12 protein-coding genes are annotated in these 14,871 nt (G+C 40.0%); 5 read left to right on the top strand and 7 right to left on the bottom strand.

The window, feature by feature from the left end; all coding sequences use genetic code 11:
- Positions 1 to 5 precede the first annotated feature (5 nt).
- Entirely contained in the window at positions 6 to 2,939 is a 2,934-nt protein-coding gene (locus A3KS_RS22465; RefSeq protein WP_051355714.1) for an ABC transporter permease, read from the top strand.
- A gap of 112 nt (positions 2,940 to 3,051) precedes the next feature.
- On the opposite strand, the gene A3KS_RS20410 is transcribed toward A3KS_RS22465, so the two are convergent.
- The 7 genes from A3KS_RS20410 to A3KS_RS0106735 form a co-directional block, all read right to left on the bottom strand.
- Complete coding sequence (locus tag A3KS_RS20410) at positions 3,052 to 4,005, bottom strand: ThiF family adenylyltransferase (protein WP_051355715.1); 954 nt, start codon at positions 4,003 to 4,005, stop codon at positions 3,052 to 3,054.
- The gene (locus A3KS_RS0106710; RefSeq protein WP_026394261.1) at positions 4,002 to 4,763 is read right to left on the bottom strand and encodes a hypothetical protein; all 762 of its coding nucleotides are present in this window, start codon (positions 4,761 to 4,763) and stop codon (positions 4,002 to 4,004) included. The genes A3KS_RS20410 and A3KS_RS0106710 overlap by 4 nt, the downstream gene beginning before the upstream one ends.
- Before the next feature lie 267 nt (positions 4,764 to 5,030).
- Positions 5,031 to 5,900: a DegV family protein gene (locus A3KS_RS0106715; RefSeq protein WP_026394262.1), complete on the bottom strand. Its 870-nt coding sequence runs from the start codon at positions 5,898 to 5,900 to the stop codon at positions 5,031 to 5,033.
- A 156-nt stretch (positions 5,901 to 6,056) separates the two neighbouring features.
- Positions 6,057 to 6,980 carry a ThiF family adenylyltransferase gene (locus tag A3KS_RS22470; protein ID WP_051355716.1) on the bottom strand — a complete coding sequence of 308 codons (924 nt, stop codon included), beginning with the start codon at positions 6,978 to 6,980 and terminating at the stop codon, positions 6,057 to 6,059.
- On the bottom strand, positions 6,980 to 7,402 hold the full coding sequence (locus A3KS_RS0106725; RefSeq protein WP_026394263.1) for a GNAT family protein: 423 nt from the start codon (positions 7,400 to 7,402) through the stop codon (positions 6,980 to 6,982). Before A3KS_RS0106725 ends, A3KS_RS22470 begins: the two co-directional genes overlap by 1 nt.
- Positions 7,392 to 7,760 carry a hypothetical protein gene (locus tag A3KS_RS0106730; protein WP_026394264.1) on the bottom strand — a complete coding sequence of 123 codons (369 nt, stop codon included), beginning with the start codon at positions 7,758 to 7,760 and terminating at the stop codon, positions 7,392 to 7,394. The genes A3KS_RS0106725 and A3KS_RS0106730 overlap by 11 nt, the downstream gene beginning before the upstream one ends.
- A gap of 119 nt (positions 7,761 to 7,879) precedes the next feature.
- Positions 7,880 to 8,644 (bottom strand): acyl-homoserine-lactone synthase, encoded by a 765-nt coding sequence (locus tag A3KS_RS0106735; protein ID WP_026394265.1) that lies wholly within the window; start codon positions 8,642 to 8,644, stop codon positions 7,880 to 7,882.
- 763 nt (positions 8,645 to 9,407) lie between these two features.
- Here A3KS_RS0106735 and A3KS_RS20420 point away from each other — a divergent pair.
- The 4 genes from A3KS_RS20420 (at position 9,408) to A3KS_RS22475 (ending at position 14,818) form a co-directional block, all read left to right on the top strand.
- A complete protein-coding gene (locus tag A3KS_RS20420) occupies positions 9,408 to 9,869 on the top strand; it encodes an SDR family oxidoreductase (RefSeq protein WP_278247304.1) in 462 nt (153 codons plus the stop codon).
- A 56-nt stretch (positions 9,870 to 9,925) separates the two neighbouring features.
- Entirely contained in the window at positions 9,926 to 10,702 is a 777-nt protein-coding gene (locus A3KS_RS0106745; protein WP_026394266.1) for a class I SAM-dependent methyltransferase, read from the top strand.
- A 35-nt stretch (positions 10,703 to 10,737) separates the two neighbouring features.
- Positions 10,738 to 11,370, top strand: a complete 633-nt coding sequence (locus A3KS_RS0106750; protein ID WP_026394267.1) for a class I SAM-dependent methyltransferase — start codon at positions 10,738 to 10,740, stop codon at positions 11,368 to 11,370.
- A gap of 370 nt (positions 11,371 to 11,740) precedes the next feature.
- Positions 11,741 to 14,818, top strand: coding sequence for a methyl-accepting chemotaxis protein (locus tag A3KS_RS22475; RefSeq protein WP_084504920.1), 3,078 nt, complete (start codon positions 11,741 to 11,743; stop codon positions 14,816 to 14,818).
- Positions 14,819 to 14,871: the final 53 nt, after the last annotated feature.

The following is a 14,871-nucleotide window of genomic DNA, read 5'->3' on the forward strand; positions in this document are numbered from 1 at the left end:
GCAGCGTGATTTTAAACAAACGAATATTGCGAGAACTGAAAGATAATTGGGTAAGATACAGTGCATTAGCTTTTTTAATTATTATTTCCATCGGTCTTGTTGTGAGCCAGGCAGGTTCCAGCGATGCTATATTTTATACCCTCGATACCAATAATGAAAAAAACCAATTAGAAGATGGTGAGTTTTCTGTTTATGTGCCTTTTACAACAACCCAGGTTCAAGAACTTTCGAATAAAGGGGCAAAAATTGAAGATGCGTTTTATATGGATCTGCCAGGAATAGACGATTCCATCCTTCGGGTTTTTAAAAATAGGGAAAACATCAATACCGTTCAGTTGGATGGGGGAAGGCTGGCAGAAAAAACGGATGAAATTGTCCTTGAAAAGCATTATGTCGAAAACTTCGGGGTAAACATTGGGGGCACCATTACGGTGAACCAGAAAGAATACACAGTCACAGGGATTGGTTCATCACCTGATTATATAAATGTTCTTCAGAATGTTTCGGATGTATTATCTGATTTTAATAAATTCAGTATCGCATTTGTAACCGAAGAGGAATTTAATCAACTGATGCAAAAGGATACAACGATTGAATATAATTATAGTTATAAGATTACCGGTGATTTAACAGATTCAGAACTCAAAGATTATTTGGTGGATATGGATTTCGATGAAACCGCAGTAACGAATAAGTATATGCGGGAGATCATTGATGAAATTGAAAAAGGCAAAAAAGATTTATCCGGTGGTGTCAATAAATTGGTCGACGGGACCCAGTCATTAGCAGATGGCACCCGCTCATTAGCAGATGGCACTGGCTCTTTAGCTAATGGTGCCAGTGAACTGACAGCCGGAACCAGTGAGCTTGCGAGTGGTACGGACAGTCTAACAGCAGGACTGGAAGAATTGCAGGCAAACAATGGTACCATTAATAAAGCCGCAGATGAAATCTTTCAAGCGCTATTGGCCCAGGCGAATAGTGAGTTCGAAAAGATGGGTGCAGGAGTCATTGTAACATCAGATAATTACAGTACCGTGATTAATGCATTGATTAGTTCTATTGATCCATCAGACAGCGCGTCGATCCTGACGCTCAACACATTAAAAGGGCAACTGGATGGTTATAAAGCATTTAAAGATGGACTACAAACCTATACTAGCGGCGTTGAATCAGCTTACACTGGTTCTCTGGAATTATCAGAAGGGGCAGATACTGTTAACGAAGGCAGTATGGAGTTAGCTAAGGGTGTTAACATTTTAAATTCCGGTACCGCAAAATTAAATTCTGGTACCACGGAACTAAATTCTGGAATGGGCGAATTTCAGTCCGAGGTATCGAAATTTATTACAGATAATATGGACTATCAATATGTAAATCTCATTACCTTTTCAGAAGCACAAGACAGTCAACGGATCACAATTTGCAGAAATGACGCTGCCACAATGAAATATGCCGCCCTAATGGCGGGGCTCATAATAATAACACTTCTCGCGTACATGATTTCTGTATTTATGATCCACACCATTGATAAAGAAAGCACCGTTATTGGGGCACTTTATGCCATGGGTTATGTAAAAAAAGAACTGCGAAATCATTTTATGATACTACCGATGGTTATCGTTTCTTTGGCTTCAATTCTGGGAACGGTTATTGGCTTTTTGTTGGTGGGAGGGAACATCGAAATGTCGAGTGCCGTTTATTATTCTTATCCGTTCTATACCATGGTATATCCGCCATATCTCTTAGCATATGGTATTCTTTTGCCGATATTTATCGCTTTTATTGTTAACTATATTGTCATTGATAAAAAGTTATCCATGGCACCGCTTAAACTTCTGAGACGGGAGAAGAAACAGCATAAACTGGCAAATGTCGATCTGAAAAATATGGGGTTTATCAACCGCTATCGGATCAGACAACTTTTAAGAGAAATACGTGGCAATATCACCATGTTTTTTGGTTTGTTTATCGCAATTCTTTTGATGATGTTAGGCTTTTGCATTTACGGCAGTGTTGACAGTTATGTAAATAACACCACTAAAGATGTAAAATATGATTATCTGTATATACTGAAATATCCACCGAAAACAGCACCTGTTGATTCTTATAAAGCCTATTCAAAACCGTTAAGTGCGTATCTTGATTTAACCGGCGGGGATATGGATGTGACGCTCCAGGGCATTGATGATGCAAACCCCTATTTTGATTTTTCATTGGAAGGGGATAAGAAAGAAGTGCGTATTTCCGACTCCGTTGCTGATAAATTTGGTTATCGGGTAGGGGATCAGATTATTCTCAACGACAAACTTGAAGACCGAAGTTACAGCTTCACCGTTAAGGAAATTGTGAATTTTGCTAGTGGTCTCTATATATTTATGGATATAAAAGATATGAGGGACGTGTTTGATCAAGAAGATGATTACTACAACACGTTAATGTCCGACCATGAATTGGCAATTGAAGATGGGCGAATTGACACAGTAATTACGGTTAATGAAATGATTGAGGCATCCAAACAAATGTATTCAGTGTTGTCCGGGACGATTTTCGCTATTGTCGGTGCTTCGATTATTCTTTTTGTTATTGTAATGTATTTATTATTGAAAATGATGATTGATAAATCGACGTTTAGCATTTCACTGATTAAGGTATTTGGTTACAATGAAAAAGAAGTGAAGAAATTATATTTGGGTAGCGCTTTTTACACCGTTGTGATTACAGCCATCATTGCCATTCCAGTGAGTAAAATGATAGTAAATAAGGTTTACCCATATTTGGTATCCTATGTCTCAGCGGGCATGGGCGCAAACCTTTCACCCCTACTTTATTTGTTTATTGTGGGCATTATTTTCATATCATACCTGATTGTTAATTTTATGGCGGGAAGACATTTGAAAAAAATATCTCTGGTAGAGATTTTAAAAGATCGGGAATAGCATTTAGTAAAAATAGAAGAAGCCCATAAAAATTGAAGTGTCCCTGTAAAGTTGGATTTCCAGCCATCTTTACAGGGACACTTTTGTTAATGTTTCTTTATTTCGACGAATTTTAACCAATATCGCCGCGTAATGCGCGTTCATCTTGACTATAGCTTGCGGGCTCGTTTTTTTGAAATACATTTGACAATAAAGCGCCTCCCAAGTGTCGATAATATGACATTTTTGGATGTCGAGTTATGCCACTCTTATTAGTGTAGGCATCATACCACCTTATCGCTGGGGCGTATGTTGGCGGCAAGCCGCGTTCACCAGCACGTTTACGTACGAGTTTTAAGACCTCAGATAAGCCAATTTGCGCTGCTACGCCAGCACCAATCATATTAGACGGTAGAGGGCAACCTTTTTGGATTGCCTCAAGCGTTTTTAAATCGCCATACGGAGGGATGTATGCCAAATAGCGGTTTGGATCGATTATTTGTTCTGCGATTTCATCAAGAGGGGCATGTTCACCACCTTGTATTCCCATAAAACGTTCAAACGTCATGCTGCTCAATGGATCAAAAACCGTACCCTGCCCTGCGTGCGCGATATACTCAACATCAACCATTGGTACCGGTACCAATAATCGACCGATTTTACGCGTCCGCGCCTGTCGTGCCAACATTGTGCCCAATTCTGGTTTAGTAAGCTCAAGTCCATTCAAAGCAATGTCCGCACACGACAAAAATTCTTCAATGGTATCGGGAGTAATACCTTCACTGTAAACAATAATGCTAGCATCAGGATTGATACTTAGGATATCTTCTTTTAATACCTCAGCTTTATTCCTGCCGATTGTATCAACGCGTGCACCCATAACACGATTGCTATTAACTTCGTCGAATACTTCGGGATCAGCAATTCGAAATTTTTGAATACCGACACGGGCAAGTTCCATGCCAAATAGGTTCCCTGTACCGCCATTACCAGCTATAGCAACTTCGGTATCGAGCAACGCCTGCTGCGTTGCCTCATTCCAAAAACCCATGTTTCGATGTAATTCTGGCGAATTTATAGATCTCATAATGCCTTCTTTTCAGCAGTATCAGGTATGTTTAAGTAAGAAAAACCACCATTTGCAATATCAATACCATGATCGCCAACAATATCAACCAGTCTTTTTAAAACGGACATGTTAATTGCGACTGGTTGCTTAGTAGCATTAATCTCTTTGATGAATCTTTCAGAAGCAATAGCTGAAACAGGAATACGTTGTGATCTGAGCAATCGCGTAAGGGCGGGTGATAATAATCCATAGACTGAACCCAGCTGATTATAATCGATGTACTTCTGTCCAGCGACAAATAATGGCCATTTTATTGAATTTTGTATATGAGAATCTTCATGTCGGGAGATAAGTCGGGACACTTCAACTCCGCCAATCGTTATAGGGTTCTCAGCAAAGACATCAGGGTAATAATTTTCCAGTGGCAAGGGGCTCGTATTTTCCTGGCTTTTTATAATAAGGCGCATATTCCCAACGACACGAGCCATTGAGTCTATTGCCGTTCTTTCTAGCATTATAAAGTGGACTGAACGAGAATAATCGTTTTGATCAAGTTCGGTGCCATTGTCGTCCAAGTCATCACTACTGATGTAGCCACTATCAAGATATGTATTAGCGCGCAGTTGCGCAGCACCATAAAACTCATTTTCGTAGCCTTTTACAATATCATTATTAGTAGCTACCACCCCGAGTGCAAAACGTGATTCGGGTCGATCAATAAAGACTTTTGATTCAATAGTTGGCGTAAGCTGATTTAATTTGCAACTCATTTTCATAAATTTTTATTTCCTCCTTCATTACTGTTACCTGAAAAATTATTCCTTAAAGTATTTGAATACAGCATATTTCAGCATGGATTTAGATTTAGTTGTATACTAAATCTTCAAAAAACTTAAATTTTACGTGCACTCTCAATTAGAATTATTGAAATAATTCTTCTCAAAGAATTTGGGATTTATTTCTAGAAATAGATTAACTATTTTAGATTGTAAAAAAATAAAAAAATTTTAAATGAATTAAGTAGATATCAGAATCGTCATTTGCTATCTTTTGGTACCAAGGTAAAATAAGGTTACAGTACCTGGTCCGCAATGTGAGCCAATGACAGGTTCAAGTAAATGGATCAGAATGTTTTTGGTTCCAAATTTCTCTCGTATCTTGTCAGCAAGATAGGTTGCATCTTCTAAACAATCACCATGTGTTATATAGATGGTTTGATTCTCTGGTTCAATTGCGGTTTCTTCCATACGTTTTAGCAAAGCGCGGAGAGAATTTTTTTTCCCACGTACTTTGCCAACTGGTATGAGGTGGCCGGTATCATTGACATGAATGATTGGTTTAATATTTAGAATCGTTCCAAGGAGAGCACTAGATGCTGAAACCCTTCCGCCACGCAAAAGAAAAAACAAATCATCAACAGTGAACCAATGGCAAAGATGCAATCTATTTTCCATAAGCCAGTCGTATACAACTTCTATTGTCTTGCCTTCTTTACGGAATTTTGCAGCATAAGTGACAAGAAGACCTTCTCCAAGTGTCGCCGCAAGTGTATCAACAGATAGAATTTTCCGGTTGGGGTATTCCAGTCTTAATTCTTCCAACGCTTGACAGCTAGTCTGATATGTTGCGCTAAGAGCTGATGAGAAACCGATGTACAAAAGGTCTTTATCCTGTTGGAGTATGTTCTCAAAGATTGAACGACAGGTACCGATACTCATACAGGAAGTAGTGAAGACTTCTTTGTTTCGCATTCTGGCATAAATCTCTGTTAAATCAGTTTGCTTCCCTTTGACATAACTTTCATACTCATTCTCGCCAATATAATATAAAAGAGATAAAATATGCAAATCATATTTTTCAATCAGTTCATCGGGTAGATTTGCAGACGAATCGGTTACAATCTGGAATTTCATTACTAATACTTCCTTAATGATATTGATAATTTATTGAAATACTGTCTTTAAAAAAAGAAAAGAACTGTCGCATAGTGTATATGAAGGTTTGAATAAATGCTATTTGTTTTATTTGAACAGCAGTAATTCTAAATGAATAAAAGGAATAAAAGGCTTTTAAGGGTGATTGCGTAACTCACGTTCTTCTTTGCTATAGCTTGCCTTTGGATTAAGATTGAAAAAGGACAAACCAACAACATTAATTAGACCAATATAGTAAGAAAGACGGGGGGTCCGTGTGACACCGCTTTTGCCATTATAGCTATCCATGTATCTGAATTTTGGTGCCCATGTTGGTTTCCTACGATTGTTTTTTATATTAGAAGTTAAATGCAGGAACGCTTCGGTGGTACCCATAGCGGATGCGATGTCAACACCTTGGCTGATTGAGGGTAGGTGTGAACCTTCTTGCACAGCTTTCAGCGATCCAAGGTCCCCATATTTTGGCACATAGGGGAGACAACGGCTAAAATCAACGCTTATTTCAGCTACCTCATCAAGAGGCATGCCTTTTGGTATACCCATTATATCTTCGAAAGTCTTACTGCCATTGGGATGAAATGATGTGGCAATTGCCGAAAAACCGATATTCATAACCAATAAATCTGGAATATTTTGATTTCTGGCTTCGCGTGCTATCATTGTACCGATTTCTAGGCGAGTCAGCTCAGATTCATCAAGCACAAGATCAGAACCATGCATGAATGTTTCAACATTATCTTTATTGACTCCATCCAGGTAAACATCAATGGTCGCATTTGGTCTGATATCCAGCACCATTTCCTTGAAAATCTCAGCTTTATTACGTCCATTTGAACTTGTCGTAGCACCAAAAACGCGATTGGAGTTTTCAATTTCAAAAACTTCCGGATCGGCGATACTGAAATTCTCAACGCCCATCATTGCGAGTTTATAACCTAACTGAAAACCATCACCGCCAACTCCGGCAATGGCAACTTTTGATTCAGAAAGACGTTTTTGTTCTGCTTCATTCCAAAATCCATAATTGCGCTGATAAGCGATATCTTTGTATCTATCCATTAATTCTCCCCTTGATGTGGAATTGTGTCAATTGGTGGATGGTTTCCCCAAAAAATATAAGAACCTGTAGCCATAGTCATATGTTTTAATTCTGTTTCACCAAGTCGATCTCTTAAACCCTGCTTATCAATTTCTATGCCGAGATTTTGGTCATTGTAGGCGCTGATTAATTTTGGTTCGGCAATACGTCTTATGGGAATCTTCATGATACGAAGATCTCTTTCAAAACTCGGCTCGATTACGCCAAGGATAGGGTCAAGATTCTTCTTGAATGTATATGCCAAACCAGCCGAGATGAGTTTAATTTTGGCAAGTAGTGACTGTCGACGGTCATTATGACGAACAATAAAACGCGATACTTCGACACTATTAGAGGGCACGTTTTCAGTTAGCTCATCAGAAAAAAATTCTTCAATCGGCAAAATGGAATTTTGATTCGTTGTTTTTTGGATTAATCGCATACAGGCAAATATTGTTACCCCCCCCATTGAAAAGGTTTTCAAGCACTACAAAGTGTATAGAACGTTGATCCTCTTCATCAAGTTCAGTACCATCATGACGTCGTACACTTTGATCAAGCATTCCTGTTTGATCAATATAAACATTCGCTCGTAATTTTAAATAGGCTTCTTCAATCGAGTTTGGCTGGTATGAGAATATTTTATCAGAACCCAAAATACCTAAAGCGAATCGTTGATCTTCGTGGCCACTAAATACATTGCTATTTAGAATTGGAACAGCATCTGTATGGGTTATAAATTTATTATTTGCAGAACTCATTAAAATCTCACTTTCGCTATATAAATTATTCGATGAAATGGTTTTGTCACATGATTATTTTAGTTTGAAAGTTAAAATCATGTTCACGAAAAATATAGTATAAACTTATATAAAGTGCTTTATGTATCAAATAGTTTATATGTAGGTTGATTTCCCCAAAAAACGTATGAACCTACTGGTATGCTCATATGATTCGTTTCTGTTTCTCCAAGCCGATCTCTTAATAGCTGCTTATCAATTTCTATGCCGAGGTTGTGGTCATTATATTGAGGGACTAACTTTGGTTCAGTAATTCGGCTAGTCGGTATCTTCATGATGCGGAGATCTCTTTCAAAACTTGGTTCAACAACACAAAGTATTGGTTCAAGATTTTTTTTGAAAGCATGTGCTAAACCAGCGGTCATCAGACGTATTTTTGCAGTTCGTGCACAACGGGGATCGTTGTGACGAACAATGAAGCGCGAAATTTCAACACTATTATGGGGTGCGGGTTCAAAAAACACCTCTGGAAAATATTTTTCGATTGGTAGAATAATATCTTTGTGCATCATTTTTACGATTAATCTCCCACAAGCAAACACAGATACCTGCTCTATAAGATTTTCAAGAACTACAAAGTGAGTTGAAAGTTTGTCAAATTCGTCCATTTCTGTGCCATCATCTCTTCTTAAATCTTGATCGAGCATACCAGTTTGGTCAATATAAACATTCGCTCTTAATCTCAAATAGGCTTCTTCAATCGAGTTCGGCTTGTAAGTCAGAACATCGACAGCGTTAAAAACACCTAAAGCAAATCGTTGATTTGCGTGCCTGAGAAAAACATCGCTATTTATAACTGGTATAGCATCTGAATGGGATATGAATTTATTATTTGCAGAACTCATAAAATGCTCGCTTTCGCAAATTTTAGTTTTGGTTGGATTGTTTTTGAGACATGATTGTTTCGATATAGTATTAAAAAATATAATATAAATTGAATTGTTTGCTCTGCGAAATATTAGAAAAATGAAAATCGGTTAATTAAATAATGATACTATTATAATGAGTTTAAATTTATTATCTTCATTTTCAAATGCAACGAAATCAGTCTAACACAAGAAAGAATAGAATGCAACACGTAGCAAGTAATGTAAGTTATAAAAGGTAAACTTTTTTAATTTATAAGCATTTAATCGAACTAGGGGAACCAGACTGAATATGTCATGTTTGTTCTGATTGTATTCAATGTTTATCACAAAACGAAGGGGTTACAGGTAATTTCAAAGTGTTTTCGAAGAGGTGTCCGAAGGGTAGAACTGCTGACGGTATAGGCATACTTAACTTGCATTCATCGTGGTTGAAAAACTTAGGCATTTTATGCAATAATCTTAGCGATAAAATAAAAATGAAGGAGCCAGTCTGAAAAAATATGGAAGTTTGTCAGGATATCATCAATGTTGCGGTAGAGTTGACACTGAAAGAGTTTGTGAAAACTGGTATAGTATAAAATGTTGCTGCTAAGTAAAGTACTACTTTTATTTCAGTGAAAAATGATTAACAGTGAGGTTTTTAAAGAAAGAAGTATTAATGGAATAGTACGTTTCATTACTGAAGCGGTATCCACTTTCAAAATCTAAAACAAATGTAAGCAACGACATCCTATCAAATCTGGATTACGAAGAGTTTGACTATGTTTTATCGGTGGGGCTCAAAGCACCCTATGAATTAAGCCGGCTGTGTCGGGACGAGCTGATTAAAAATCGCGGTCGGATTATCAATATCGCCTCGTCTCGGGCCTTTCAATCAGAACCAGATAGCGAAGCCTATGCCAGTGCCAAGGGTGGCATTGTTGCCCTGACCCATGCTCTGGCCATTTCATTAGGACCAGATGTCTTAGTCAACTGCATTGCACCAGGATGGATTGAAGTCAACGATCAGACTGGTCACAGTCCGACAGACAAGGCATCGATCCCTGCCGGTAAGGTTGGCACACCCAAAGACATCTCAAAAATGGTTTTATTTCTCTGTCAGCAGGATTTTATCACCGGGGAAACCATCACCATCGATGGTGGTATGAACAAACGGATGATTTATCATGGGGATTGGAATTGGCAATACAATCTTACATAAAATCATCCGTAACCGAAATGAATGGAAGTTAGATTAATAGAAGGAACGAATCATATATGAATTTATTAAAAGAATATTCAATTCAAAATACATGGCGGGATTGGGAAAGATATTTAGAAAAATTGCCGCTCGATCAAAATCAAATTGTTTATGATTTAGGCTGTTCAATTGGAACAGTATCCCATTTGCTTGCTAAAGAAACAAAACAAGTGACGGGCTTCGATAATGATAAGGCGCTTTTAGAGATAGCGAACAAAGGAAAAGAAAATAATTGCAAATTTGTCAATGCTAATATTTTTACTTTAGATCCAAATAAATTAGAAAAATGTGATGGAATCTGGATGAGTTTTGCTTTGGCATACATGCAAAACCCGGATTTATTTATTGCAAAGTGGACAAAATGTTTGAATAGCAATGGCTGGTTTGCAATTGTTGATATTGATGATTTGTTTTCTGGTCATTTACCCGAAAACAATAAATTTCTGAAAGAAATAAAAGACTTTGAATGTACATCGGAAAAAAGCAAGGTATATGATTTTAAAATCGGTGGAAAAATAAAATCACTGATGGAAAAGAATGGTTTGGAGATCATTGTTACTGAAGAAAACTGGTATGATATCGAACTGAATTTCACCGGAAATGCCAATAAAAATGTCATTGAAAATTGGCAAGCGAGACTGGAACGGATGATACATTTAAAAAATCACTTTGGTGAAAACTATGGAGAATTCTGTGATATGTTTATCAATTCGCTGTCATCTGAGGAACATTTTTCAAAAGGTTGTGTAAAGTTCTATGTGGGTATAAAAAAATGCAGTGACCGTCTCGATTAGGCAGAATGTTGACATGTGAGTGAAAGTGAGAAAAAATGGGATCAGATGAATGCTATCAATTTAATGCCAAGGTCTACGATATACTCGATCAGATCTACTTTAGAAAGGCGGTCACCAGCCCCCGAACTGCCGTCATTTCGGTATTAGGTGATGAACCTATAAAAGTTCTGGACATGTGTACCGGTACCGGGGTTAATGCCTTTGCCATTGCCGGGGCCAGAACAAATGCTAAAGTAATTGGGATTGATATTTCAGATGCGATGTTACAAAAAGCTGCAGCTAAACTGGAACAAGAGGAGATATCAAACGTTAAGCTGATTCATATGAATGCAGCAAATCTGCAATTTCCAAGTGACGAATTTGATGTGGTGCTGATATCGCTGGTTTTGCATGAGATCAGCCCTGATCTGGCGGGGCAGCTGCTTGGGGAGGCCCGAAGAGTTTTGAAAAATGCCGGAAAACTGATTGTCGTTGAGTGGGAAGAACCACTCAATCTGTTCAAACGGATCCCCTTTTATCTCGTTAAGAAAACGGAGCCTGCGGGCTTTGAGGATTTTCTGAAATGTGATCTGGAACAGTATTTTTTCCGCTTTGGTTTTGAAATGACGCAAACAATTCATTGCGATTACAGTCAAGTAATGGTATTGAGCAAAAATAATCAGCTTTGAGAAAATGCGAACAGGAATGACACAAAATAGTTGGGATGCCTGCTACAAACAGGTCTGAAAAAAGTTTAGTTGCCTTTTTATTTGATCTGTTATAAAATAATGTCAAGAGAATAATACAAGACATAAAATGAGTGCAAAGAAGCCGCTAATGCTGCTTTTTTTGCGCTCTTTTTTCGTCATTATTTGACAGATATGAGCAAAAGGTTGGATGATGTTAATGTTAAATGAATGTAAAAAAATCATCGTGAAACGAACGTGTCGATCAAGTTATGGTACTATAACAGCAACAGGTTTTAAGTAGGTCACACTACAAAAATACATCTTAAAGAGAGGACAAAATGGTATCGAGGGATATCATAAGGAAAAGGGAATGAACAATAAGAGAGGTTTACTCGTTCGTATGTTATTAAGCATCGGGCTGCCGGTTGCTGTTATTTTTGCAATTGTCGCCGGTATTGCCCTGTATGTCGTGAATCAGTCCATTGCTGAGATTAAAGTCAATGAATTATCAGCCCGGTCTGAATCGGTTTCAAACCAAATTGAAACATATTTTACAAAATATCTGGAGGACGCCAGTCAATTGTCGACAAATCCGGAAATTCAGAGTTTGTTCAATCAGGTTACACCAGGAGTCGGTATAACCGCAACCGCCAATTTTCCCGAGATCAAGCAACATCTGGATAATGTGGCCGCATCGGATCCAGACAACATTCAGGTGGCCTGGATTGCTGATGTGGACTCCAGTCAGTTTACTCAATCGGACGGGGTTGTTTCGGATCCGTCCTATGACATTAATGTCCGACCCTGGTTTAAAGAGCTGGTAGCCAAAAAGAAGGTTTTTATTTCGGAGCCCTACGTTGATATTACCACCCAGAAAATTATTGTCAGCGTGGTTGCCCCGGTGTTTAAACCGGGAACCCAGGAATTGGTGGGAGCTACCTGCGTGGATGTTTCCATCGATCGGATCAAAGAGATCATCGCTGAAAATAAAATAGGCGAAGCGGGATTCTTTGTCGTGTCAACCAGTAGCGGGATGGTTTTTGATCATCCCAACCCGGATTATAATAACGGTTTACTCACTGATACTGACATGTCAGATAATATCATTGCCGCACTAATGGAAAAAACCACGGGACCGATTACCTATTCAACCGGCGGCAGCGAAAGTCAGGGCTATGTCACCGAAATCGGCAACACCGGCTGGGTTCTGGCGACCGGCCTGCCAACAACCGAATTCAATGGCACCTTTTCGGGAATTCGCACTATGATGCTGCTTATTTTTGGACTGGGGCTGCTGGTGATTATAGGAATCATTGTTGCCTCAACCGGTAACTTTGTCCGACCGATTATCCGATTGGCCGAAGCGGCCGATCGTCTGGCGCTGGGGGAGGTGGATATCGACCACAGCATGGCGGCGGACGCCAAAGACGACGAAATTGGCGAACTGACCCGATCCTTTGTAAATATGGCTGAAAATATCAGAGAACAGGCTGAAGCTGCTCAAGCCATGGCTAAAGGTGATTTGTCCATCAAGATCCAGCCCAAATCGTCGGGGGATGTGCTGGGTAACAGTATGGTTTCAATTAAAGAATCAATTGGAAACCTGGTTGAAGATACCATCATGCTCTCCAATGCCGCCATTCATGGTGATTTCACCAGACGGGCTGCGGTGGACAACCACTCAGGTGAGTATGCCAAGGTTATTTCCGGCGTCAACCAGACCCTCGATACCGTGGTGGATAAGATGTTCTGGTATGAGGCGATCATCGACGGAATTCCCTTCCCGGTACATGTTACCGACAACGACATGAAATGGACCTTTATGAACCATGCATTTGAAGATCTGATGATTAAAAACGGCGTAATTGCGGATCGGGTATCCGCCTGTGGGATGGATTGTTTCAATGCCGGGGCCAGCATTTGCCAAACCCAGGGTTGCGGCATCCGACAACTGGTAGATCAGGGCGCGTCAGAAAGCTACTTTGAATGGGTTGGTCGCAGCAATAAACAGGCAACAGCTTACCTTAAAAATAAAAATGGCGAAAATGTCGGCTTCATCGAAGTGGTTACCGACATCACGCCGATGATTCGCGTCAGCGATTATACCAAAACTGAAGTAGCCCGTTTAGGCGAAAATCTGATGCGTCTGGCCGAAGGAAATCTGGATTTTGACATGGATTGCAGTGCCGCTGATGCGTATACCTCTGAAGTCAGTGCTCAGTTTAATGAGATCAATAACAGCTTGATGCTGGTCAAAGAATCAATCGGCACCTTGATTGATGATGCTACAATGATTACCAATGCTGTCATTGATGGGAACCTCCGGGCCAGAGCTGATGCCAGTGCCTTCCAAGGAGCATGGCGGGAAGTGGTCGGTGGCATGAATGCCATTCTCGAAGAATTGAACAAACCGCTGGGCGAAGTGATGGAAGTCATGGCCGCCATTTCCAATGGAAATCTACGGGTGCGGATAAATGGTGAGTATCAGGGCGATGTGGATTTGCTCAAACAGAGTGTTAATTCCACAGCCACACTGCTGGATGGCGTAGTTGGCGAAATCACCGAGAAAATCGAACAATTGTCCCAGGGAAATCTGGATATTGAAAATGCTCAAGCGTTCCGGGGCGATTTTGTGACCATTTCCAATGCCCTGAATGTGATTATTGATTCGCTCAATGAGGTCATGGGAGATATTAATATCGCCGCCGAACAGGTCAATGTTGGCGCTAATCAGGTGTCCGATAGCAGTCAGGCATTGGCCCAAGGTTCTACTGAACAGGCCAGCTCGATTCAGGAACTGACTGCCGCGATTACCGAAATAGCCGATCAGACCAAAAATAACGCCGTTGATGCCAATAAAGCCAGAGAATTGGCCACCGATGTGATGGGTAATGCTGAAAAAGGGAATCGCCAGATGACCGAAATGCAGCGTTCGATGGTAGAAATCAATAAATCCTCGGTGGACATTTCCAAAATTATCAAGGTTATTGACGATATTGCCTTCCAGACCAATATCCTCGCGCTTAACGCTGCGGTGGAAGCGGCTCGGGCTGGACAGCATGGCAAGGGCTTTGCAGTAGTAGCCGAAGAAGTTCGAACATTAGCGGCCAGAAGTGCCGAAGCGGCCAAAGAGACCACGGTGCTGATTGAAGGTTCTATCAGCAATGTGCAGGAAGGGACAAAAATAGCTGATGACACCGCCGGGGCGCTGGATGAAATTGTTTCCGGAATCGGCAAGGTTACCAGCTTGATCGGCAATATAGCAGCCGCTTCCAACGAACAGGCCACCGGTATCGCCCAGATCAATATGGGCGTTGAACAAGTCGCCCAGGTGGTCCAGCAGAATTCGGCCACCGCCGAACAAAGTGCCGCCGCCAGTGAAGAGCTTTCTGGCCAGTCAATTTTATTAAAACAGATGATTGATCAGTTTAAGATTAGAAAGGGTTAGGATGCTTTTTATCAAGACAATCAAATTTTAATCAAACAGAGACCACCTTTTTA

Origin of the sequence: Acetobacterium malicum subsp. dehalogenans DSM 11527 (assembly GCF_000472665.1) — a bacterium.
GTDB lineage: Bacteria > Bacillota > Clostridia > Eubacteriales > Eubacteriaceae > Acetobacterium > Acetobacterium malicum.